Annotated in this window: 19 protein-coding genes; 16 read left to right on the forward strand and 3 right to left on the reverse strand. The window is 40.7% G+C overall.

What is annotated here, in order from left to right; genetic code table 11:
* The 4 genes from BM377_RS16415 to BM377_RS08840 form a co-directional block, all read left to right on the forward strand.
* Nucleotides 1-1157, forward strand: a 1157-nt coding sequence (locus BM377_RS16415; RefSeq protein ID WP_330392965.1) for a hypothetical protein, incomplete at its 5' end; no start/stop codon positions are given.
* Nucleotides 1158-1173: 16 nt separating this feature from the next.
* The gene (locus BM377_RS08830) at nucleotides 1174-1689 is read left to right on the forward strand and encodes an Imm6 family immunity protein (protein ID WP_092246885.1); all 516 of its coding nucleotides are present in this window, start codon (nucleotides 1174-1176) and stop codon (nucleotides 1687-1689) included.
* 35 nt (nucleotides 1690-1724) lie between these two features.
* Nucleotides 1725-2231: a hypothetical protein gene (locus BM377_RS08835; RefSeq protein WP_092246888.1), complete on the forward strand. Its 507-nt coding sequence runs from the start codon at nucleotides 1725-1727 to the stop codon at nucleotides 2229-2231.
* A 4-nt stretch (nucleotides 2232-2235) separates the two neighbouring features.
* Nucleotides 2236-2457, forward strand: coding sequence for an NfeD family protein (locus tag BM377_RS08840; protein ID WP_092246891.1), 222 nt, complete (start codon nucleotides 2236-2238; stop codon nucleotides 2455-2457).
* 84 nt (nucleotides 2458-2541) lie between these two features.
* Here the strand turns inward: BM377_RS08840 and BM377_RS08845 are convergent, their stop codons facing one another.
* Nucleotides 2542-6792, reverse strand: a complete 4251-nt coding sequence (locus BM377_RS08845) for a 2-hydroxyacyl-CoA dehydratase (protein WP_092246895.1) — start codon at nucleotides 6790-6792, stop codon at nucleotides 2542-2544.
* Between the two features lie 182 nt (nucleotides 6793-6974).
* Here BM377_RS08845 and BM377_RS08850 point away from each other — a divergent pair, with 182 nt between their 5' ends.
* The 3 genes from BM377_RS08850 to BM377_RS08860 are packed head-to-tail and all read left to right on the forward strand — an operon-like array spanning nucleotide 6975 to nucleotide 9055.
* On the forward strand, nucleotides 6975-7853 hold the full coding sequence (locus BM377_RS08850; protein ID WP_092246899.1) for a cation-translocating P-type ATPase: 879 nt from the start codon (nucleotides 6975-6977) through the stop codon (nucleotides 7851-7853).
* A gap of 18 nt (nucleotides 7854-7871) precedes the next feature.
* Nucleotides 7872-8642, forward strand: a complete 771-nt coding sequence (locus tag BM377_RS08855; RefSeq protein ID WP_092246903.1) for a hypothetical protein — start codon at nucleotides 7872-7874, stop codon at nucleotides 8640-8642.
* On the forward strand, nucleotides 8639-9055 hold the full coding sequence (locus BM377_RS08860) for a hypothetical protein (protein ID WP_092246906.1): 417 nt from the start codon (nucleotides 8639-8641) through the stop codon (nucleotides 9053-9055). Before BM377_RS08855 ends, BM377_RS08860 begins: the two co-directional genes overlap by 4 nt.
* Here the strand turns inward: BM377_RS08860 and BM377_RS08865 are convergent.
* On the reverse strand, nucleotides 9018-10013 hold the full coding sequence (locus BM377_RS08865) for an AraC family transcriptional regulator (protein ID WP_092246909.1): 996 nt from the start codon (nucleotides 10011-10013) through the stop codon (nucleotides 9018-9020). The genes BM377_RS08860 and BM377_RS08865 overlap by 38 nt on opposite strands.
* A gap of 367 nt (nucleotides 10014-10380) precedes the next feature.
* On the opposite strand from BM377_RS08865, the gene BM377_RS08870 reads away from it, so the two are divergent.
* The 4 genes from BM377_RS08870 (at nucleotide 10381) to BM377_RS08885 (ending at nucleotide 15783) form a co-directional block, all read left to right on the forward strand.
* On the forward strand, nucleotides 10381-11823 hold the full coding sequence (locus tag BM377_RS08870; protein WP_177223841.1) for an extracellular solute-binding protein: 1443 nt from the start codon (nucleotides 10381-10383) through the stop codon (nucleotides 11821-11823).
* 142 nt (nucleotides 11824-11965) lie between these two features.
* Complete coding sequence (locus tag BM377_RS08875) at nucleotides 11966-12877, forward strand: carbohydrate ABC transporter permease (RefSeq protein ID WP_092246916.1); 912 nt, start codon at nucleotides 11966-11968, stop codon at nucleotides 12875-12877.
* A gap of 1 nt (nucleotide 12878) precedes the next feature.
* A complete protein-coding gene (locus BM377_RS08880; protein WP_092246919.1) occupies nucleotides 12879-13748 on the forward strand; it encodes a carbohydrate ABC transporter permease in 870 nt (289 codons plus the stop codon).
* A 22-nt stretch (nucleotides 13749-13770) separates the two neighbouring features.
* Complete coding sequence (locus tag BM377_RS08885; RefSeq protein WP_092246922.1) at nucleotides 13771-15783, forward strand: right-handed parallel beta-helix repeat-containing protein; 2013 nt, start codon at nucleotides 13771-13773, stop codon at nucleotides 15781-15783.
* An 83-nt stretch (nucleotides 15784-15866) separates the two neighbouring features.
* Here BM377_RS08885 and rpmB read toward each other — a convergent pair whose 3' ends face one another.
* Nucleotides 15867-16052 carry a 50S ribosomal protein L28 gene (rpmB, locus tag BM377_RS08890; protein ID WP_092246925.1) on the reverse strand — a complete coding sequence of 62 codons (186 nt, stop codon included), beginning with the start codon at nucleotides 16050-16052 and terminating at the stop codon, nucleotides 15867-15869.
* A 209-nt stretch (nucleotides 16053-16261) separates the two neighbouring features.
* Here rpmB and BM377_RS08895 point away from each other — a divergent pair, with 209 nt between their 5' ends.
* From BM377_RS08895 to BM377_RS08915, 5 genes are all read left to right on the forward strand, one after another.
* Nucleotides 16262-16624, forward strand: coding sequence for an Asp23/Gls24 family envelope stress response protein (locus tag BM377_RS08895; RefSeq protein WP_092246928.1), 363 nt, complete (start codon nucleotides 16262-16264; stop codon nucleotides 16622-16624).
* Between the two features lie 35 nt (nucleotides 16625-16659).
* Nucleotides 16660-18435 (forward strand): DAK2 domain-containing protein, encoded by a 1776-nt coding sequence (locus BM377_RS08900; protein WP_092246931.1) that lies wholly within the window; start codon nucleotides 16660-16662, stop codon nucleotides 18433-18435.
* 90 nt (nucleotides 18436-18525) lie between these two features.
* Entirely contained in the window at nucleotides 18526-20595 is a 2070-nt protein-coding gene (gene recG, locus BM377_RS08905; RefSeq protein ID WP_092246934.1) for an ATP-dependent DNA helicase RecG, read from the forward strand.
* Between the two features lie 69 nt (nucleotides 20596-20664).
* The gene (locus tag BM377_RS08910; RefSeq protein ID WP_092246937.1) at nucleotides 20665-21534 is read left to right on the forward strand and encodes a DegV family protein; all 870 of its coding nucleotides are present in this window, start codon (nucleotides 20665-20667) and stop codon (nucleotides 21532-21534) included.
* 51 nt (nucleotides 21535-21585) lie between these two features.
* Nucleotides 21586-23508 carry a DNA gyrase/topoisomerase IV subunit B gene (locus BM377_RS08915; RefSeq protein WP_092246940.1) on the forward strand — a complete coding sequence of 641 codons (1923 nt, stop codon included), beginning with the start codon at nucleotides 21586-21588 and terminating at the stop codon, nucleotides 23506-23508.
* Nucleotides 23509-23529: the final 21 nt, after the last annotated feature.

Here is a 23529-nt window from a genome sequence, read left to right on the forward strand (position 1 = left end):
CACTTATGAATAAATGCTCAGGAGTTGCATCGTATTGTCAAGGCTTTATGAGTTTGATAGGAAATATTGCGACAGTGCCACAAAACATAGTGGAAGATATCATCGTCGGTGGATTTGGTGAGATAGGCGCGACAATGGTAGATAACACATTTGGTACAGATCTGTCATCTGACGTAAGGAATTTAAGAGAACAGATGCAGAATAGTATCAGTCAGCAGGAAGCTGATCTGAAGCTTGCTAAGCAAAATGCGAGGACACAGCATCCTGATGCATTCATGGCAGGCGATACTACGTTTAAGGCGATAATGTATTTTGCTACTGAAGGATTGTTTTCAGCGGCAGCGGAAGGTCTGGAGATAAGTAAGTTTGCAGCTGTTCAGATTGCAGAAAACGCGCAAGACCTGATGCTAGATACCACGAGCGTGTATAATGAACTTATTGAAGATGGCAATTTATCCGGTTCCGATTGGGCGGCTTTAGGGTCTAATGTCTTACTGAACGCCATGAACAATTTGGCATTCTCACAGCTTAACGAACTAGTGGATATATGCAAGGCAAAATATGCTGTGGATCCTGTTGTTATCAAGAAGGCCGGCAATGTGGCGGAAGAAGCAAGTGATGCGACTAAAATTGCTGATGAAGCAATTGATATAGGAAAAGATGACCTTGATTTACTACGAAAGAAATTAGGGGTACCTGAGACTAACACGATAGCTGTTGGAAAAACAAATGTAAAAGGATTGGAAAATATTACATTTGAAGGGGCATCTCCTAAAGTGAGACAACAAGCTGGAATAGGAGATTTGGATGATGTGTATCCAAATAGAAAAATTGTTTCGCCAGGTAAAATTGCAAGTACAACAAGACATGCCGAAGAAGGAGTTGCAAATGAATTTGTAGACGCAGTAGAGAATGCAAGACTAAAACCCGAGGAAGTCGTGGGGACATTAAAGATTCATCAGTCTAATCCTAAAGGTGTTTGTCCTACTTGCTTGAGTGGATTAGGTAATCCTAATAAACCTGCGGGTGTTATAAAACAGTTAAGTGAGAAATATCCTAATCTTACTATTGAAGTGACATCGGAGAGTGTTGATGGTGTCAAAGCTAACGGAAGGCTTAATTTCACAGTAAAGAACGGAGCTTATATAGAAAAATAGGAGTAAAGATAACAAAATGGAATGGATGAATGAGATTAGTGAAAACGGCAAAGTATTATATTTTCTTAGTTTAATTGAGTTAATCGTAGATAAAATAAAAGATTCGGATGCATACGATATTGCAAAGAACGCAATAGAGAAGTCATGGGAATGGATATCAAAAAAGAATGTATCTGCCGATGAACTATATTCATTCTTAGAAAACATAGATGAAAACGATATATTATCATACTTGCAGATGGAAAAAGACGACTACAAAGAAAGTGTACTTATGTGCATAGCTGATGCATTGGCATGTATATCTTATGAAGCGTATACATATGAAAAAGCAGATTATCTTCCTGAAACAATTGAAGCTGTAGATGAAGATACGATAGATGAATTTAATAATTCATTTATTAAAGCGTATGGGCCAAATCAAATTATGAATGATATCAAAGATTATCTGATGGCGCATCATTCTAAGCATGATAATGATGAAATAGAAAGAGAATCTATCAATAATTTTATTCATGAGAAATTAAGTAAATAAAGCAAAAAGTAGGGTTGTGAAAACAGGTGATTGGAATGAGCCTACAGAGTATAACCATAGTTTTATGGGGAACGCCAAAGAAAACCGGTGATTGGATAGATTGGTATGAGAGAATAAAAGAATTAAGCAATAAAATAGGTCATCCTATTACCCATCTGGGAATAAAAAGTGAAAGCAACACTTCAAGTAAGATTGTTACTGTTTCCAGAAAAGAAAAGCAGTTGATTGAAACGATTAAAAGTGGTGAAAAAATAGATAGTCTTTCTTGCCTCTCACTTCCAAAGGATTATCAAATAGCGTCTTTTGATTTTGATGTGTTTTTTGTTCGTAATGCTTCATATGTTGCAGTAACAATTAAAGATGAATACTATACTTCCACTATTGAAGCGGATATTATTTCGACAATAAGTGATTATGTTGAAAACTATGAGGGTGAAATCTTTAGTACATCAATTAAAGAAGTGCCACTTATTTATGTGGCGACAAAAGAAAAAAGCAACCTTAGCACATATAATTTGATAAAATCAATTGAGGGGAAATAAAATTATGGATAAATGGTTTGCCAAAACGATAATAAAGACGGGAATCGAAGGATTGATTGGAGAAAGTGGAGTTGTCAGGGAAGTTGATGGAATTAAAGCAGCTAAAATTCATGGAGATCTATATTCTTTTGCAGAATCGGTTCCTTTTGAGGATGGAACACCATTTGTGGTAAAAGGCGTAGATGGTGGAACTATTATTCCGGAATTCAAAAATCAGAATAACTAAAAATAATAAAGCCCTGTAAATGCTTAGTTTCAATATAAAAATGAAAGAAAGCATATATAGGGCTTTTAATAATTAAAGATAATACTAACTAAGTTTTCTGTTATCATCAACTTTCTTCTGCGCGGTTGAAAGCATAAGCTTGATACGATTAAGCTGATTTACCTCGGATGCTCCGGGATCGTAGTCAATTGCCACGATATTGCAACCGGGGTACATGTGACGCATCTTCTTTATAACGCCTTTGCCTACAACGTGGTTGGGAAGGCATCCGAAAGGCTGTGTACATACGATGTTTGAAGCACCTTCCTTGATGAGCTCAACCATTTCTCCTGTAAGGAACCATCCTTCACCGGTCTGATTACCGATATCTACAATAGGAGCGGCATAATCAACCAGTTTGTATATAGGCTCGGGCGGAGTGAAGTGAACACTCTTTTTGTAAGCATTGGTTGCACCGCTTCTAAGCCTTTCTAGTATCCAAATACCAAGCTTACAAAATGTTGCGGTTACAGGGCTTGTTCCGAGCTCTTTTGCCTTATAGATCTGATTGTAGAAGCAGTAGAGCATAAATCCGATAAGCTCGGGAACAACAGCCTCGGCACCTTCTGCTTCGAGTAGCTCTACGAGGTGATTGTTTGCAGCCGGAGCGTATTTAACAAGGATCTCGCCAACTACGCCGACTCTTGGCTTAACTTCATCCGTGATCGGTATCTTATCAAAGTCTTCGACAATCTGTCTGCATAGTTTTTCAAACTTAAAGACATTGTTGTGTTTTGCTGTTAAGAAATCAACGCACACTTTTAGCCATTTCTGATGGCAGGCATCAACAGAACCGGGAACCTGTTCATAAGGTCTCATTCTGTATACGCACTTCATAAATATATCGCCGAAAATAGCTGCATAAGCGGCTTTTACGAACATCTTCTTATCAATCTTAAAGCCGGGATTGGCTTCGAGCTTGGAGAGATTAAGCGATACTACCGGAATCTGCTCCATACCGGCTTTTTTAAGAGCTCTTCTTATAAATCCGATATAATTGGTCGCTCTGCATCCACCGCCTGTCTGAGACATGATTACGGCAACCTTATTAAGATCATATTTGCCGCTGATAAGCTCGTCCATAATCTGACCGACAACCCAAAGAGAAGGGTAGCAGGCATCGTTATTAACGTACTTAAGTCCCATATCGATCGCGTGCCTGTTATCATTTTGCATTACAACAAAGTTATATCCGCAGGATGAGAACGCCGGCTCTAACAGATCAAAGTGTATAGGCGACATCTGAGGGCAGAGAATAGTGTATCTGTTTCTCATTTCTTCCGTGAAAATAACTCTCTTATTGGCCGTTGATCTGATATCTCTGATTTTATTCTTTTGTTTTCTTACACGTATAGCGGCAAGAAGTGAACGAACACGGATTCTTGCACTTCCGAGGTTGTTTACTTCATCAATCTTAAGGCAGGTATAGATCTTGTCTGAACCAGAAAGGATGTCGTTGACCTGATCGGTAGTAACGGCGTCAAGTCCGCATCCGAAGGAGTTGAGCTGGATAAGATCCAGATCTTCTCTTGTTCTTACAAATGAAGCCGCAGCATACAGTCTTGAGTGGTACATCCACTGATCGGATACGATAAGTGGTCTGTCGGGTGTTCCCAAATGTGAAACACTGTCTTCTGTTAGAACCGCAACACCGTAAGAACAGATCATATCAGGGATACCGTGATTAATCTCGGGATCGATATGATAAGGACGACCTGCAAGAACAATACCGTGCTTATTGTTTTCTTTCATCCAACGAAGAGTTTCCTCGCCTTTATGAGCAATATCTTTTCTCATATTGTCCATTTCATCCCATGCAAGCTTAGAAGCTTTTATAATTTCTTCTGCAGGGATCTCGGAAAACTCTTTGACAAGAGACTTCGTGGCTACTTCAAGATTGGTGAAAGCCATGAAGGGGTTTCTAAGCTTAACTTCGCCGTCGGTTATCGCCTCAACGTTATTCTTGATGTTCTCGGAATAAGAAGTGACGATAGGACAGTTATAGTGATTGGTAGCACCCGGAACTTCTTCTCTTTCATAGAAAAGACCGGGATAGAAGATGAAATCAACCTTCTGCTTGATAAGCCACTCGATATGTCCGTGTGAGAGCTTGGCAGGGTAGCATTCTGATTCACTTGGAATTGATTCGATACCAAGTTCATAGATCTGATGAGTCGATCTTGGTGAAAGAACAACTCTGTATCCAAGCTCTGTAAAGAATGTGAACCAGAAAGGATAGTTCTCATAGAAATTAAGAACTCTGGGTATACCAACCGTACCTCTTTTTGCCTTATCGGGAGTAAGAGGCTCATATCTGAACATTCTTTTATATTTGTATTCAAAGAGATTAGGGATACCGTCGGCATTCTTGACCTTACCGATTCCTCTTTCACATCTATTTCCTGAAATATGCTGACGACCACCTTTGAACTTATTGATGGTAAGTCTGCAGTGGTTGGTGCATCCCTGACATGTTGTCATGCTGGTCTTGTATTCAAGATTGTTTATCTGATCGATAGAGAGCATAGTTGTCTTGTAGCTTCTATCCTCATTAAATCTGTCTCTTGCGATAAGAGCAGCACCGAAAGCACCCATGATTCCCGCGATATCGGGACGAATGGCCTCAGCGCCGGAAATGATCTCAAAAGCTCTGAGCACAGCGTCATTATAGAAGGTTCCGCCCTGAACGACGATATGGCTTCCGAGGTCCTTGGCATCGGATACTTTGATAACCTTAAACAGTGCATTCTTAATTACGGAATAAGCAAGACCCGATGAAATATCGGCAACATCGGCACCTTCCTTTTGGGCCTGTTTAACTCTGGAATTCATAAATACGGTACATCTTGTTCCGAGGTCAACGGGAGACTTGGCGTAGAGTGCAACCTTGGCAAAATCCTGAACACTGTAGGAGAGTGATTTTGCAAAAGTCTCGATAAATGAACCGCATCCCGATGAACAAGCTTCGTTAAGCTGAACCGAGTCAACGGACTGATTCTTGATATGAATGCATTTCATGTCCTGGCCGCCGATATCAAGGATACAGTCAACTTCCGGGTCAAAGAAAGCGGCAGCATTGTAGTGAGCGATTGTTTCAACTTCGCCGTCATCAAGTAAAAGCGCAGACTTAAGAAGCGCTTCACCGTAACCTGTTGAGCAAGCTCTGGTAATATGAACATCTTCAGGCTTAAGCTTATAAATTTCCTGAATAGAAGAAATAGCAGTCTTTAGCGGACTTCCGTTATTGCTTGAATAGAACGAATACAGAAGATCACCGTCTTCGCTGATAAGAGCACACTTTGTCGTTGTGCTTCCTGCATCGATTCCAAGGAATGCATTTCCTTTATAATCATCAAGCTTTTTGGTCTTAACCTTGTACTGATCCTGGCGGTTTCTGAATGACTTATACTCATCTTCGTTATTAAATAACGGATCAAGTCTTGCAACTTCGGCATCCATAACGATCTTGTGAGATAACTTGGATACCATATCATCCATTGTATAGAAAGTGTCTTCTTTAGCATTAAGAGCAGAACCGATAGCGGCAAAAAGATGCGAATTATCGGTATTTATAGTATGTTCTTCATCAAGTTTAAGTGTTCTGATAAAAGCTTCTTTTAACTGGTCAAGGAAATGTAGGGGACCACCCAAAAATGCAACGTGTCCTCTGATGGGCTTACCACAGGCAAGTCCGGAGATAGTCTGATTGACAACAGCCTGGAAAATAGAAGCCGAAAGGTCTTCTTTGGTAGCACCTTCATTGATAAGAGGCTGAATGTCAGACTTGGCAAATACACCGCATCTTGCGGCGATAGTATATAGAGAATGGTAATCTTTGGCATATTCATTAAGACCGGAAGCATCTGTCTGCAAAAGAGATGCCATCTGGTCGATAAAAGAACCTGTACCGCCGGCACAGATACCATTCATACGCTGTTCAACGTTTCCACCCTCGAAATATATGATCTTGGCATCTTCACCGCCGAGCTCGATAGCTACATCAGTCTTGGGCGCAAGCTCTTTAAGCGAAGTGGAAACAGCAATAACTTCCTGAACAAAAGGAACTTCAAGGTGTTTAGCGAGTGTAAGTCCGCCGGAACCTGTGATCACGGGATGAAGAGTAACATTTCCCGCAGTTTCTTTTGCTTCGACAAGAAGCTCTGCCAGTGTTTCCTGGATATTGGCAAAATGTCTTTTATAATCGGAAAAAATAATATTTTTTTCGCAGTCAAGAAGAGCAACTTTGACCGTGGTTGAGCCAATATCAATGCCTAATGTGTAATCCTTAGAAATCATAAAAAACCTCACTTATATAATAAGTAGACAAGCTTAATAATTATAATGCACGGATACTCAAAAATCAAATTAGTAAAGAGGTGTAAAAAGGGCTTTGGCTCATACAAGAATGCCATGTTTACAATAACTTCGGGCGATGATAAAATCAAATGATCAGCTTAGTTTAGGAATCGAGGATATTTATGAATAATTTAATAGATAAGATGGAAAGAAAAATCGGAAGGTACGCAATAGTTAACCTTACCAAATATATAATCGGACTTTATATTGTAGGCTACATACTTCAGTTTGCACCCGTAAGTGCGAACATCACGAGATTTTTATCTCTTGATCCGTATCTTGTCTTGAAAGGACAGATATGGAGACTTGTCACATGGGTACTTATTCCGCCGAGAAGCTTTGATCTTTTGATCATCATTACTTTGTTGTTCTATTATTTTGTCGGAACGACTATGGAGAGGACTCTGGGAAGCTTTAGATATAATCTCTTTATCTTTACCGGAATGCTCCTTATGGTAGTAGCTTCTTTTGCGACACTGCTTGTTTACAGCAAAGTGTTCAGGCTTAATTCGGAGCAGCTCGCCGCGATAATGAATCTTTATTCACCTGCATTCAGTACATATTACATCCAGATGATGGTATTTTTGTCATTTGCCATTTGTTATCCGGATATGCAAGTTCTTTTTATGCTGTTTATTCCTCTTAAGGTAAAGTGGCTTGGAATCTTTTACGGACTGGTACTTGCTTACAACAGTTTCATGGCTGTTAAGGGCTCTAATTATTTCCTGTTCTTCGCGATTCTTTCGCAGGCGATCAATCTTTTGCTCTTTTACTTAAGCCTTGGTAAGCTCAATCATATGCGTCCCAAGGAAGTAAAGAGAAGAACAGAGTTTAAGAGAAATACTCAGATGAGACCCAAAGGGATAACAAGGCATAAATGCGCGGTCTGCGGCAGAACGGAAGAGGACGATCCGAATCTCGAGTTCAGATTTTGCTCCAAGTGTAACGGCAACTACGAATATTGCCAGGATCATCTTTTTACACATGAGCATGTTAAATAATGTCGATAAGGAGACATGATGGGAAACATAGATAATAAGGAAAAAGAATTTGCGGAGATACTTAAGAGTGTTACAAGAACAGCCCGCGAAAACAGAAATACAATATCAAAAGCTGAAGTAATAGAGGCTTTTTCCGAACTTGACCTTGATGATAAGCAGCTTACAATGGTGCTTGATTATCTTAAGAATCATAAGATCGGAGTCGATGAAGAAGCTGTATTTTCCGAGGAAGACCTTACCGAAGACGAATCCAATTATCTGAATGATTATCTTGAGAGTCTTGAAGCTCTTCCTAAGGTTTCCGACGGTGAAAAAGAAGCTACGACAATTGCTGCACTTGCCGGAGATAAGGATGCTCAGAACAAGCTTATAGAGATATATCTTCCTCTTGTCGTTGATGTAGCCAAGATGTATGCGGATCAGGGCGTATTTATCGAGGACCTTATCGGAGAAGGAAATGTTGCTCTTACCAAAGGTGTGACCATGCTTGATGCTGTGGGAGAGCCTTCGGAAGTAGAAGGATTTCTTTATAATCTCATGCTTGATGCAATGGAAAACATCATTGAAGCCAACCTTGCGGAAGATGCAGGTGCACAGAAGGTTCTTAAGCTTGTTCAGGAGGTTGCCGATAAAGCCAAGGAACTTGCCGACGATCTTCGCAGAAAGGTTACTGTAAAAGAGCTTATGGATGAAACGGGCTGGGATGAAGAAAAGATCAGAACGGCCATTGAATTTAGCGCTGATAATATCGAAGATCTTGATAGCGGAGCAGAAAAGAAAAAGAAATGAACAATATAATAAATGAAGATGATTTCAAATATTATATGCAGGATATCGAAAGATACTACTTCGGAGCCCGCTATAATTACAATGAACTATTGCAGAACGAACTTGTTCCTTTTAAGTTTAAGACTGTTATAACCAAGTATATAAAAGATGATATCGATCTTTCTAACACGCTTGAAAGTCATATCTATTATCTTACAAGAGAGACGTACGATTATAAGGTTTTAAAGCAATTAAGGTGCAGAGTTCGCACCTCAATATATAAGAATCCCGATAAAAAAGATAAAGGATTCAAAGAAAAAATCTACAAAATAGAAGAGATTGCTAAAATCTCTACCGAGGACAAAGAAAAACTCGGAATGATAGTCAGAGAACTGATCATTTCAAAACTCGGTCTTTGGGGTTTTCAGGTCTGAAATTAGCAAAATGACGGTTCACACTAAGCGGGTGTTGCTCCTCATTTAGCATTCTAAACTGTGACGGCGGATAGCCGGTTGTTTTCTTAAATGCACGCGTAAACGCTGTACTGCTCGCAAAGCCTGCCTGATAGGAAATGTCAGTGATCGACAGTTCCGGGTTTGACAAAAGCGTTTGCGCATAATTTATGCGCATTTTCTGTAGGTATTGATAAAAGGTCATACCTGTATATTCCGTAAATATTCTTTCAAAATGATATTTGCTGAAGCCCGCAAAGGCAGCAACACTCTCAAGAGAAATATCCTCTGTAAAATTTTCCGAAAGATAAGTACATACATTGCTAAGAGATATACTATTCTTAAAAGCGGAAGAAGTGGCGATCGAATCAGAATCTTTGATAAGATTTATATTTTTTCCGCAAAGCGCGATAAACTGCATAAGAATGGAATAAATCTCAAGCTCACCATATGGCGCAAGCTCGGTATAAGCCATAAGGCTTTCGTCATAATCGTCGTAATGCATGTCGAGGGAAGGATCCGACCCGAAGTTTATGTTCATTATCTTGATCAGCCATTCACATAGCTGGTCATAGATATCCCTTGGACATGTTTTTTTCTTGATATGAAGAGCGGGAGACATAAGCCGAAAAGCCTTATCAATTTCTTTTAAGGCTGTAAATCTCGAAAAATCGGCTTGGATATATATTCGTGAACCCGGAGACAGCGAAAAGATCTCATGCAGAACGGAAGGGCAGATAAGCAAAATGTCGCCAACTTCAACGTCATATGTTTTACTTTCGCAGATTATCTTGTACGGAGCTTCCTTGGGCCAGATTATCTCTATATCAGTATGCCAGTGCGGCGGATAATCCGAATGCATTTTGTTGATATACATTCGAAGGCTTGTGTTTATCTTGTGTTGTACGGTTTCTTTAGCACTGGCGATCCTGCTTTTCATCCCCCAAAACTCCTTTTTTATAATAAGCAATTTTTTTATTTTAGATATAAGTATAAAATTGCTTTAAAAATAGTGGTTAATCATAAAGTATTTTAGATTTATCTTTAACTAATAGTAATTATAACATATACAAAATAAAATAATGCCCAAAAAAGCGACATATTGTATAGTAAAAATCACAAAAATTTATTTATCACAAAAAATCGCACTGATAAAATAGCAATTTTGGTATATTATATAGCAACTTTTTATAAGCAATAAATATCCTGTTCATTTATAGTAAGTCCTAAGTAGGAAACATTTATGTTTCAAAATATGGATGTTTTACGACGCTAAAATATCCGATCCATACAAAGGAGGACAGTGTATGAATAAAAAGGTATTGGCTAGTATTTTAGCTACAGTCTTAACTGTAACAACACTGGCAGGTTGTGGCAGTAGTTCATCAGCACCCGCAGCGGGCGGTTCTGATGCTAACGCACCTGCAGCTTCAGGTGACGCGGCACAGGCTTCAGATTCAGCAGGAAAGCAGACGGACGGAAAGAATCTTCCTACGCTTACAACTGAGCCTATGGAGATCACACTTTGGGATATTTCAACAGAGGATCCCGGAAAGACTAACGTTGAAGGCGCAGTTCAGAGATTCATGGCTGATTATCCTAACATCACAGTTAAGCAGACACACCAGCAGAATGATACTTACAAGCAGCAGCTCGTTGTTGCTATGAGTTCAGGTCAGTGTCCTAACATCTATTGTCACTGGGGTGGCGGCCCTATGGCTGAGTATTATAAGTCAGGATTTGCCAACGACATCACAGATATGTATGCAAAGTATGATCATCCTGAGTTTGTTGATGCAGCAGTAGCTCAGTCAACATATGATGGCAAGATGCTTGCTATTCCTTTCAGCGGACTTACAGGCTGTGATATTTTCTATAACAAGACAATATTCAAAGATCTTGGTCTTGAAGTTCCTAAGACATTAGATGAACTTGAGGCAGTTTGTGAGAAATTAAAAGAAAACAACATCATTCCTTTTTCACTTGCAAATGCTTCAAAGTGGACAGGATCAATGTACTATATGTACCTTGTTGCTCGTCATTCCGGAAATGCTGAATTTGATGCAGCATACACACAGGAGAACGGTGGTTCATTCACAAGCCCTGCATTCATCTTTGCTGGAGAGAAGATCCAGGATTGGGTAAAGAAGGGATATTTCCCCGATGGTGTTAACTCTCTTACAGCTGATGATAACCAGGATAGAGCACTCCTTTATGACGGATCCGCAGCAATGATGCTTCATGGCTCATGGCAGGTTTCCGGCATTAAGCAGGATAACGAAGAGTGGTACAACGAGAATATCGGCGTATTCCGTTTCCCCGAGGATTCAGAAGCTAAGGCTAAGGGTGTTCCTCAGGATGTTGAGATCGGAACAGCTATCGGAATGGGCTTGACATTCAACTGCTTCAAGGAAGATGGTTCTGTAGATCAGGATATGCTTGATGCTTGCTATGTTCTTGCTACACAGTACTTCAACGATGATACATACAACGAGGCTCAGTTCTCAACAGGAACTATTCCTTCAATCAAGGGCTTCAACGAGAATATCGAAGATCCTAACAACAAATATATCATCGATGAGTTCTTCAAGGCTTCTAACGTTCAGCTTTGGTATGATCAGTACCTTCCTGCATCAGTTACAGAAGTTCATAAGGACTGCATGACAGAGCTCTTTGGTCTTGAAAAGACACCAGAGCAGATCGGTCAGGAGCAGGATGAGGCAATGAAGAAAGCTCTTGCTGAGAAATAATAAAGATTTATAGCATATTTATGTATGCGAATAGTATTCAGTAATCCGCATATACGCTGCGGCTGATAAGATGAATTGGCTGCCTGCAGAGATTAAACTCCTGCGGGCAGCTTTTGAATAATCGCGGCGGGAAGGAGATAACGTGAAAAAAGATAATAATGTCAGCCTAGCTCGGGCTAAAGCGAGAAGTACTGCCAGAGCGGCAACGGTGTTTCTGATACCGGCGCTTTTACTAATTGCAATTTTTATTGTATATCCCGTTATTGATACTTTTGTTATCAGTGAATATAAGTGGAACGGTATTTCAGCAGACAGAATATTTATAGGAATGGACAACTGGCGTGCACTTATTCATGATGCAATGTTCTGGGAATCCTTTAAACACAACTTAATAGTGATGGTATTTTCTATCCTTTTGCAGATACCTCTTGGAATGTTACTTGCTACGTTCCTTGATGCAGGTGGAAAGAAGTTTAATATTTTCAAAATAATATGGTTCCTTCCTTATCTTATGAGTTCAGTTGCTATCGCATTCCTTTTTGTATATGCCCTTGCAACTAACGGTGGTATTGTATCATCACTCGCCACAATCATACAGGGTAAGAGAGCTACAGTTGATCTTTTGGGAACTTCGCCACAAGCTCTTTATACGGTTATTGGTGTTATGGCTTGGCAGTTCACACCTTTTTACATGGTTTATTTTATTGCAGGTTACGGCAATATCGATACTTCTGTCTATGAGGCAGCTATCATCGATGGCGCTACAAGATGGCAATATATCAAGCATATTGCGATACCTCTCCTTGGACCTATATTTAAGACGGCATGCACAATGTCTCTTATAGGTTCACTTAAATACTTTGATATGATCTGGAACATGACTCAGGGTGGCCCTGCAGGATCTACAGAGCTTATGGCTACTTATATGTATAAGCTTTCGTTCCAGCAGTTCAACATGGGTTACGGATCTACGGTGGCAGCCGGAATGTTTATTCTAATCACTGCTATAGCCCTGATCTTTAACAAGCTATTTAAGGTTAAGGAGGACTATTGATATGGCAAAAGACAATACGAAAGAAACGGATTATCGTAAGTCAAAAATAAAATCAATAATAGCTTGGACCATAGCAATTATTTTTGCTTGTGTTCAGTTAGTGCTGACGCTTACTCCGTTCTTCTTTATGATAATGAACTCATTCCGTAAGCAGTTTGATATGCTGCAGCAGGGTGTATTCCATTTACCGGATCCATGGTTTACAGAGAACTATGTAACGGTTGTGACACACGACTTCTTTGGATATTTCTTTAGAAGTGTCATTGTTGTGTCTATATCCCTTGTGCTTATGCTTATTATTTCTTCATTTGCTGCTTATCCACTTGCCAGAATGAAGTTTAAATTAAATCCATTTATATATGCAGCAATCGTTGCAATGATGTCAGTACCGATGCATGTAACTCTTATACCTATTTTTAAGATGACAACAATGATCGGTTTTAATGACACTCTTAAGTCACTTATAGGACCCTATGTTGCATTTGCTCTTCCTATGTCTGTCTTCATCCTGACAGCATTTATGAAGACTATTCCAAAGGAGATAGAAGAGTCTGCTGAAATTGACGGATGTAATAAGTATAAGAACTTTTTCCTTATGATCTTACCTCTGTCCAAATCAGGTCTTTCAACCCTTGCTATCTATAATGGCGTTGGAATGTGGAATGAATTTGCTTTTGCAAATACTCTTATTCTTAGCCCTGAGAAAAAGACACTTCCTCTTGCGCTTGGACAGTTTAAGGGAGAACACTCACTTAATATTCCTATCAATATGGCGGTTCTTACTTTATCAGTACTTCCTATGATCGTATTGTTTATCATTTTCCAGGATAAACTTGTAAAAGGTATGATGGCAGGCGCTGTTAAGGGTTAATAACAGAAAGAGGGGCTTTCTTATGGTTATTTATGTAGATGTAAATGCTTTACACGATGGAAACGGCAGCAAGAATCTTCCGTTTAAAAGAATTAATGAAGCTGCCAAGATTGCTAAACCGGGGGATGAGATACTTGTTGCTCCCGGAGTATACAGAGAATATGTCAATCCAATAAACGCGGGAACGGAAGAGGAGCGCATAGTTTATAAGAGCAGTGAGCCGCTCGGTGCAATTATCACAGGAGCGGAAAAGTTGACGGATTGGACCAAATGTAAGGGTGATGTTTGGGTAGCCAAAGTTAAGAACAGCATCTTTGGAGAATATAATCCATATACTACGCTTGTTTATGGAGATTGGTATTTCGCTACTCCGAATAAACACACAGGTTGTGTTTGGTTAAATGATGAAGCACTTTATGAAGCTTTGAGTATCGATGAATGTCTTGAAGCCAAAGTATATGAATGCTCATGGGATCCAGAGAACTCAAAGAGAAAATGGTATGCAGAGCAGGATTCCAATACCGATGAAACCTTTTTCTATGCTAATTTCGGCGGCGCAGATCCCAACAAAGAAAATGTTGAGATCACGGTCAGACGTGAATGCTTTATGCCAAGCAAAGAAAGAATCGGATATATCACCGTTAGCGGCTTTAATATCAATAAGGCCGCAACAACATGGGCACCGCCCGCAGCATATCAGGACGGTATGATCAGCCCTCATTGGAGCAGAGGCTGGATTATTGAAGATTGTGAGATATGGGGAAGTAAATGCGCCGGAATCTGTCTTGGACGCTATTATGATCCTGAAAACAGCAATTTCTATACAACCAAGCATGTAAAGAGTCCCACTCAGATGGAGAGAGATTCTGTTTGCCGTGGTCAATTCTATGGTTGGATCAAAGGAAAGATAGGCGGACATATTATCAGGAGAAACAACATTCATCACTGTGAGCAGGGCGGTATTATCGGTCGTATGGGTGGTGTTTTCAGTACCATTGAAGATAATCACATTCATCATATCAACAACATGATGGAGCTTGGCGGAGCAGAGATTGCCGGCATTAAGATGCATGCAGCCATCGATGTTACAATGAGAAGAAATCATATTCATCACTGCACAATGGGAATCTGGTGTGACTGGGAAGCACAGGGTACAAGAATTACGCAGAATCTTTTACATGATAATGAGCGTCCTTCATTTGCTACACAACTTGAGGGCGGAATGACATGTCAGGATATATTTGTAGAAGTAAGCCATGGACCGACGCTTATAGATAACAATATTCTTTTATCCGATGTATCACTTCGAATTGCCACTCAAGGCGTTGCGATGGTGCATAATCTTTGTGCAGGTTCTTTTACCTTTGTGGGAGACGGAACAACATGGAGATATACTCCATATCATATGCCTCATAGAACGGAAGTTATGGGCTTCATGACCATTCTTCACGGAGACGACCGCTTCTATAATAATATCTTCATACAGAAATGGCCTTCGGAAGACTGGGTTGTAGGAAACGATTCAAGGCCTGAGGATAAGTATACAGAAAACAGAAAGGTCGGAACATATTGTTTTGATGAGTATCCGACTTTCGATGAGTGGATCCCGCAGTTTGATATGGAAGAAGAGTATCCCAATATGAGAAAGCATGAATCCGCTCATTTTGGTCACTTACCTGTATGGATTGACGGAAATGCTTATTTTGAGGGTGCTACCGGTTATAAAAAAGAAAAGAATGCATTTACCGATAACTCCGGAAATGTTCATGTGGATGTTATTGAAAAGGACGGAAAGTACTTCCTTGATACCAATATCTATGATGTTCTTAAGGGCTTTAAGGTAGACATGATATCAACAGAAACTTTAGGTGAAGCGTTTGAACCTTCGCAAAAGTTTGAAAATCCCGATGGAACACCGATCATATTTGACAGTGATTATCTCGGAGAACATCGCAGGGCAAAAGTGATACCCGGGCCTTTTGCAACAGCGGAAGATGCTAAGAAAGAGCTTTACGGAAAGCTTTCAATCGAGTAAAGCCTGCTGAATAAAAAGATTATAGAGCAAAAAAATAGAGCGGTGAGTAAATCACCGCTCTTTAAATTCATGTTTATAAGAGATTAAGCTCTCTCAACTTTGTTTGATCTAAGGCAAGCTGCACATACATGCATTCTCTTTGTTCCGCCGTTTACCTTAACTGCAACGTGCTGAACGTTAGACTTCCAAACTCTGTTAGATCTTCTATGAGAATGGCTTACGTTGTTACCGAAATGAACGCCCTTGCCACAAATATCACATTTAGCCAATTTTGACACCTCCTTATAAGCCATGTAATCAAATTCTATAGCAATATTGTGCTGCTTTGTTCGCAACATTGATATATTAGCAGAAACATATACAGAATGCAAGTGAAATATGCAAAATTTGTAGTTTATTTTTTGGAGAACTGCTATTATAATACTATATGTATGCGAAAACGGTGGTCCTATGGGCTATCGCATTAAGGAGGAATAATATGAAGGCTTCTTCTATGAACACTCACATGGGTAGTATATCAATCGATAACGAGGTTATAGCTCAGTACGCAGGTGCTGTTGCAATGGAATGCTTTGGTATCGTAGGTATGGCCAATGTCAATGTCAAGGACGGACTTGTCAGCCTTTTAAAGATCGATTCTATGACAAGGGGTATCAACGTATCTCTTGATTCCAATAATAAGCTTATACTTGACTTTCATGTCATTGTTGCTTATGGTGTTAGTATTTCGGCAGTGTCTGATAACCTTATAGACAATGTTAAATATAAAGTAGAAGAATTTACTGGACTTGAGATCGAGAAGATTAACATCTATATCGAGGGTGTCCGCGTAATTGATTAATTCTATCGACTGCAAGTTCTAGGAGGATTTTTGTTTTGAGTAATAATGTAATTGACGCTAAGATGTTGTCAAAAATGTTCTTGACCGGTGCCAAGAATCTCGAAGCTAAGAAGGAATGGATCAATGAACTCAATGTTTTCCCCGTTCCCGACGGCGATACCGGTACCAACATGACAATGACCATCATGTCAGCAGCCAAAGAGGTTGGATCTCTTGGCGACAACGCAGATATGTCTGCAATATGCAAAGCGATTTCTTCAGGATCTCTTCGCGGAGCAAGAGGTAACTCCGGAGTTATCCTTTCTCAGTTGCTTAGAGGTTTCACAAAGGTTGTAAAAGAGCACGACGAAGTAAATGTAAGTATTCTTGCCGAAGCTTTTGATAAAGCTGTAGAGACTGCTTACAAGGCTGTTATGAAGCCCAAGGAAGGTACAATTCTTACCGTTGCCAAGGGTGCAAGCGAGAAAGCACATGAGCTTGCTGTAGAAGGTACTGAAGATATCGAGTTCTTCTGCAGTGAAGTCATTAAATACGCAGAAGAAGTTCTTGCCAAGACTCCCGATATGCTTCCTGTTCTTAAACAGGCAGGTGTTGTGGATTCCGGCGGACAGGGTCTTGTACAGGTTCTTAAGGGTGCTCTTGACGGATATCTCGGTAAAGAGATCGATCTTACCATTACAGAAGAGCAGGTTACTCCCGGTGCCAAGACAATGGGAGAGCCCAAGGAAGAGGATATCAAATTCGGTTATTGTACCGAGTTTATCGTTCTTCTTTCAAAGCCTCTTAATATTAAGCAGGAGATTGATTTCAAGAACTTCCTTGAATCCATCGGTGATTCAATCGTTATGGTAGCCGATGATGAGATCTGTAAAGTGCATGTGCACTCTAACGATCCCGGACTTGCGATCCAGAGAGCTCTCATGTACGGCCAGCTTTCAAATATGAAAATTGACAACATGAGAATGGAGCACAGAGAGAAGCTTTTCCATGAGAACAACGACGGATCATGGGCTGAGATAGAGACAGAGATTAACGGTGCTGCAGAGCTTACACCCACATATCTTCCGGGTGATGATATTCCGATAGGAAAGAAGGTTGAAACAGAAGCTCCCAAGGCTGCTGAGCCTGAAATGCCTCACAAGGAAGTCGGCTTTGTAACCGTATGCGCAGGTTCCGGACTTGCCGATATCTTCAGAGGACTTGGCGTAGATTACGTTATTGAGGGCGGTCAGACAATGAACCCTTCTACAGCCGATATTCTCGATGCTGTTGATAAGGTCAATGCCGATACCGTTATTGTACTTCCTAATAATAAGAATATTATTCTTGCGGCAAATCAGGCAGCTATCATGTCGGAAGACAATGATTCTGAGAAGAAGATTGTTGTAGTTCCTTCAAAGACTGTACCTCAGGGTATCACAGCGATCATCAACTATGTGCCCGATACTCCTGTCGAGGACAATGTTGCGGCTATGACAGAGGCTCTCGGAACAGTTAATACAGGTGAAGTTACTTACGCCGTAAGAGATACGGTTATAGATGATGTTCAGATCAAGCAGGGTGACTACATGGGTATCGGAGATTCCGGTATTCTTGCTGTCGGTGGCGAGATAGCCGATGTTACATTCGATATGCTCGATAAGATGATGAACGATGATCTTGAGCTTATCAGTGTATATTACGGTGATGAAGTTGACGAGAAGGATGCAGAGGCGCTCAGAGAGAGAATTTCCGAGAAATTCCCTTCATGTGACGTTGAGCTTCAGTTTGGCGGACAGCCTATTTACTACTACATTGTTTCTGCAGAATAAGGTATAATTTAAATATCGATTTTCTTATAAGCCGGGTTTATTTTTACCCGGCTTATATTTTAATAAGTAATCAGCAGATGAGGTTTTGTTATGGGAGAAAGAGAACTTTCCGAGCTTATAACCGACCTTAAAGGAGTCGGCGACAAGACAGGTAAGCTTTTTAATAAGTGCGGCATTTATACATGTGGAGATCTTTTGACCTATTTTCCGAGAGATTATGACTATTTCGGTGATGTCATAAATGCTTGCGATGCCTCGGAAGGACAGATGTGCGCAATGAAGCTCACCATTGTCGGTTCTGTTTCAAAAAGACGTGTTCGTAATCTTTCAATTCTTTCTTTTGAAGCCGCGGATCAAACCGGCAAGATTAAGATGACATATTTTAACGCGCCTTATCTTATTAATAGTCTTAAATCCGGAACTACGCATGTTTTCAGAGGAATCACCCGTAAAAAAGGTAATTTCTTTTACATGGATCAGCCTAAAATGTATAAGATTGAGGAATATGCCGCTTTATCCGGCAGTATGAGGCCTAAATATTCGTTGGTTAAAGGACTTACCAATAATGCAGTTACCAAGGCTGTTGAGCAGACCTTTATAAACGCCGGCAAGCTTGAAGAATATCTTCCGGAAGATTTGATAAATAAGCTTAATCTTGTATCTTATTCAGAAGCTGCATACGGAATCCATTTCCCAAAGAATTCAAAAGAACTTGAGGATTCCCGAAGAAGGCTTGCTTATGATGAATTTCTTTTATTTATTTTAAAGCTTCGACTTTTAAAGCTGTCGCAAAAAGAGATTCTTAACTCTTTTCCCATGATAGAAGTATCTGATGTAAACAGATTATTGGAACAGCTTCCTTATGATCTGACCGGCGCGCAGAAAAAAGCGTGGAATGATATATTAAACGACCTTTCGGGTAAGCATGTGATGAACAGGCTTATTCAGGGCGATGTTGGTTCAGGTAAGACTATCATTTCGTTTATGGCTCTTTTGACAGCTGCGGCAAACGGATATCAAGGCGCTATAATGGCACCGACGGAAGTACTTGCAGCGCAGCATTTTGAGAATTTCAAAAAGATGATAGATAAATACAAGATTACTGCGCTTAAACCGATTCTTTTGACAGGATCTCTTTCCGCAAAAGATAAGAGAAACGCACAAGAGCTTATCGCAAACGGTGAAGTTAATTGTATCATCGGAACCAATGCGCTTATTCAGGAAAAAGTCAGTTACAAGAACCTGGCTCTTGTCGTTACCGATGAGCAGCACAGATTCGGCGTAAGACAAAGAGAATCTCTTGCCGGAAAAGGTGAGAACGTGCATGTTCTTGCAATGAGCGCGACTCCGATTCCACGTACTCTTGCGATCATCTTATACGGAGATCTGAGTATTTCTGTTATCGATGAGCTTCCGAAAGGACGACTTCCGATCAAGAACTGCGTTGTAGGAACCGATTACAGAGATACCGCCTATAAATTTATCAATAAACAGGTGGAAGAGGGGCACCAGGCTTATGTCATCTGCCCGATGATCGAAGAGGGCGAGCTTAACGGTGCGGAAAATGTCATGGATTATGCGGAAAAACTTCGCTCCGCACTTCCTTCAAACATACAGGTGGGAATACTTCACGGTAAGATGAAACCCGCTGTAAAAGATGAGATAATGGAGTCCTTTGCAAGGAAGGACATCGATGTTTTGGTTTCAACAACGGTTATCGAAGTCGGAATCGATGTTCCCAACGCTACTGTAATAATGATCGAAAATGCCGAAAGATTCGGCCTATCTCAGCTACATCAGCTAAGGGGAAGAGTCGGAAGAGGAGATGCGCAATCATATTGTATCTTTATCAATACTTCCGAATCGGATGAGACCAAGAAAAGACTGGATATCATGAACAGATCTAATGACGGTTTTGAGATTGCAAGGGAGGATCTGGAGCAGCGCGGTCCCGGAGATCTTTTCGGCGTAAGACAGAGCGGTGAACTGTGTTTTAGAGTTGGCGAGATCTATCATGACAGCGATCTTGTAAAAGAAGCTGCGATGGATGCGGACAGAATTTTGGCAAGCGATCCGGAATTGTCTCTTCCACAACATAGTGTGTTAAAGAATAAGATAAGCACAAAATCTGCAAATTTTATTGACTTTACAACGCTATAAAAGTAAACTTATTTTATTAAACAGGATGAAAATAGGAGGATTATCGGCATTTTTGTCGAAATTGCTAGAATGGCTAAAGTTGCGATAGTTACGGACAGTAACAGTGGAATTACACAATCACAGGCTAAGGAACTTGGCATATATGTTGTTCCGATGCCCTTTATGATAAATAACGAAGAGTTTTTCGAAGATATCAATCTTACTCAGGAACAGTTTTATGAGAAACTTACGGGTAACGCTGAGGTTTCGACCAGTCAGCCCACACCCGATTCTCTTATGACACTTTGGGATGAGCTTCTCAAAGAATACGATGAGATAGTTTATATCCCTATGAGCAGCGGACTTTCAGGTTCTTGTCAGAGTGCATTTATGCTTGCCGGCGAGGAATATGAAGGTAAGGTCTTTGTTGTTGATAATCAGAGAATATCCGTGACACAGAGACAGTCCGCAATAGATGCCAAGGCTATGGCTGATGCCGGCTTTTCCGCGGGAGAGATTTCCAAAAAGCTTTTTGATACCAAATTTGAGTCCAGCATTTATATTATGCTCGATACTCTTTATTATCTTAAAAAGGGCGGAAGGATCACACCCGCAGCGGCTGCGCTCGGAACGCTTTTAAGACTTAAGCCCGTTCTGCAGATCCAGGGTGAGAAACTCGATGCTTTTGCCAAAGCTCGTACAACTTCTCAAGGTAAGAACATTATGCTTACAGCCGTTAAGAACGATATTGAGAACAGATTCGGCGGTATGGAGGCAGGCGACTTCTGGATAGAAATAGCATATTCTCATGACACCGAGGCTGCCAATGAATGGAAAAAAGAGGTAGAGGCTGCATTCCCCGCTCACGAGGTTCATATGGATCCTTTATCTTTATCTGTTTCGTGTCATATAGGACCCGGAGCGCTCGCTCTTGCGGTCACAAGAAAACTGCATTTTTGATGCGGTAATAGATTATTTTGATATTAAAGTTTTGCAAAGGGGTTTACACAAATGGCTTCATACGAACAATATGATGCTTCCAGTATCACTGTCTTAGAAGGTCTTGAAGCGGTCAGAAAGCGTCCGGGTATGTACATCGGAAGCGTGACCACAAGAGGCCTTAATCACCTTGTTTACGAGATTGTAGACAATGCGGTAGATGAACATCTTGCAGGTTTCTGCACACAGATCCATGTAACATTGGAAGCCGACGGCTCAGCCACGGTAGAAGATAACGGACGAGGAATTCCCGTCGGAATGCACGCTAAGGGCATAACAGCAGAGCGTGTTGTTCTTACCATGCTCCATGCCGGCGGTAAGTTTGATAATAATGCATATAAAACAAGCGGCGGTCTTCACGGTGTAGGTTCATCCGTAGTTAACGCTCTTTCTACGAGAATGAGTGTCAGGATCAAAAAAGACGGATTTATCTATGAAGACAGCTATGAGAGAGGAATTCCCACAACCAAACTTAATAAGGGACTTCTCGATCCTGTCGGAACAACAAAAGAAACGGGAACAACCATCAACTTCCTTCCCGATGACACTATTTTTGAAAAGACAAGATTCAAAGAAGATGATATAAAATCAAGGCTTCACGAGACTTCTTATCTAAATCCTTCACTTACAATCATTTTCGAGGATAAAAGACCCGGTGTCGAGGAATATATTGAATTCCATGAACCCGACGGAATCACAGGCTTTATCAAGGATATGAACAAATCAAAAGAAGCCGTGTGTGACGTTGTTTCTTTTAGCGGAGAGAGCGAAGGCGTAGAAGTCGAAGTAGCGTTCCAGTATGTCAATGAATTCCACGAGGATGTACTCGGATTTTGTAATAACATCTATAATGCCGAAGGCGGTACACACCTTACCGGCTTTAAGACGATGTTTACCAATATCATCAATCAGTACGCAAGAGAGCTTAATATATTAAAAGATAAGGATGCCAACTTTACGGGTACCGATGTTAGAAACGGTATGACGGCGGTTATTTCGATCAAGCATCCCGATCCAAGATTTGAAGGTCAGACCAAGACCAAGCTTGATAACCAGGATGCTGCCAAGATCGTATCCAAGATTACCAATGATGAGGTCACAAGATTCTTTGACCGTAATTTGGAGTGCCTTAAGTCTATCATCGGCTGCGCAGAAAAGGCAGCAAAGATCAGAAAGACTGAAGAAAAGGCCAAGACCAATATGCTTACCAAGCAAAAGTATTCTTTTGATTCAAACGGTAAGCTTGCAAACTGCATAAGTAAAGATGCTTCCAAGTGCGAGATCTTCATTGTAGAGGGAGATTCCGCGGGTGGTAGCGCCAAGATGGCAAGAGATCGTAATTATCAGGCGATCCTTCCCATCAGAGGTAAGATTCTTAACGTCGAGAAAGCAAGTATCGACAAGGTTCTTGCTAATGCCGAGATCAAAACCATGATCAATGCATTCGGATGCGGTTTTTCCGAAGGATATGGTAATGACTTTGATATTAACAAGCTAAGATATGACAAGATCATCATCATGGCCGATGCCGACGTCGACGGTGAACATATCGCGACACTTCTTTTGACCTTATTCTACAGATTTATGCCCGAACTTATCTATCAGGGACATGTTTATATCGCCATGCCGCCTCTATACAAGGCTATGCCTTCAAAAGGCAAGGAAGAGTATCTGTATGACGACAATGCACTTGCCAAGTACAGAAATACTCATAAAGGCAGCTTTACACTTCAGCGCTACAAGGGTCTTGGTGAAATGGATCCCGCTCAGCTGTGGGAGACAACACTCGATCCCGAAAGACGACTTCTCAAAGCCGTTGAGATTGAAGATGCCAAGATGGCTTCTCATATGACAGAGCTTTTGATGGGCGTTGACGTTCCACCCAGAAGAGAGTTTATTCATCAGCATGCGACAGACGCAGAGCTTGATATTTAAGATTTTTGACCAATAATTTGG

The sequence above is a fragment of the Butyrivibrio sp. INlla21 genome, from assembly GCF_900116875.1.
Taxonomy (GTDB): Bacteria; Bacillota; Clostridia; order Lachnospirales; family Lachnospiraceae; genus Butyrivibrio.

What these genes read in the sequence shown, in the direction of transcription:
- BM377_RS08830 (WP_092246885.1), top strand. Translation starts at nt 1,174, where the DNA reads ATGGAATGGATGAATGAGATTAGTGAAAACGGCAAAGTATTATATTTT.
- BM377_RS08835 (WP_092246888.1), top strand. Translation starts at nt 1,725, where the DNA reads ATGAGCCTACAGAGTATAACCATAGTTTTATGGGGAACGCCAAAGAAA.
- BM377_RS08840 (WP_092246891.1), top strand. Translation starts at nt 2,236, where the DNA reads ATGGATAAATGGTTTGCCAAAACGATAATAAAGACGGGAATCGAAGGA.
- BM377_RS08845 (WP_092246895.1), bottom strand. Translation starts at nt 6,792, where the DNA reads ATGATTTCTAAGGATTACACATTAGGCATTGATATTGGCTCAACCACG.
- BM377_RS08850 (WP_092246899.1), top strand. Translation starts at nt 6,975, where the DNA reads ATGAATAATTTAATAGATAAGATGGAAAGAAAAATCGGAAGGTACGCA.
- BM377_RS08855 (WP_092246903.1), top strand. Translation starts at nt 7,872, where the DNA reads ATGGGAAACATAGATAATAAGGAAAAAGAATTTGCGGAGATACTTAAG.
- BM377_RS08860 (WP_092246906.1), top strand. Translation starts at nt 8,639, where the DNA reads ATGAACAATATAATAAATGAAGATGATTTCAAATATTATATGCAGGAT.
- BM377_RS08865 (WP_092246909.1), bottom strand. Translation starts at nt 10,013, where the DNA reads ATGAAAAGCAGGATCGCCAGTGCTAAAGAAACCGTACAACACAAGATA.
- BM377_RS08870 (WP_177223841.1), top strand. Translation starts at nt 10,381, where the DNA reads ATGAATAAAAAGGTATTGGCTAGTATTTTAGCTACAGTCTTAACTGTA.
- BM377_RS08880 (WP_092246919.1), top strand. Translation starts at nt 12,879, where the DNA reads ATGGCAAAAGACAATACGAAAGAAACGGATTATCGTAAGTCAAAAATA.
- BM377_RS08885 (WP_092246922.1), top strand. Translation starts at nt 13,771, where the DNA reads ATGGTTATTTATGTAGATGTAAATGCTTTACACGATGGAAACGGCAGC.
- BM377_RS08895 (WP_092246928.1), top strand. Translation starts at nt 16,262, where the DNA reads ATGAAGGCTTCTTCTATGAACACTCACATGGGTAGTATATCAATCGAT.
- recG (WP_092246934.1), top strand. Translation starts at nt 18,526, where the DNA reads ATGGGAGAAAGAGAACTTTCCGAGCTTATAACCGACCTTAAAGGAGTC.
- BM377_RS08910 (WP_092246937.1), top strand. Translation starts at nt 20,665, where the DNA reads ATGGCTAAAGTTGCGATAGTTACGGACAGTAACAGTGGAATTACACAA.
- BM377_RS08915 (WP_092246940.1), top strand. Translation starts at nt 21,586, where the DNA reads ATGGCTTCATACGAACAATATGATGCTTCCAGTATCACTGTCTTAGAA.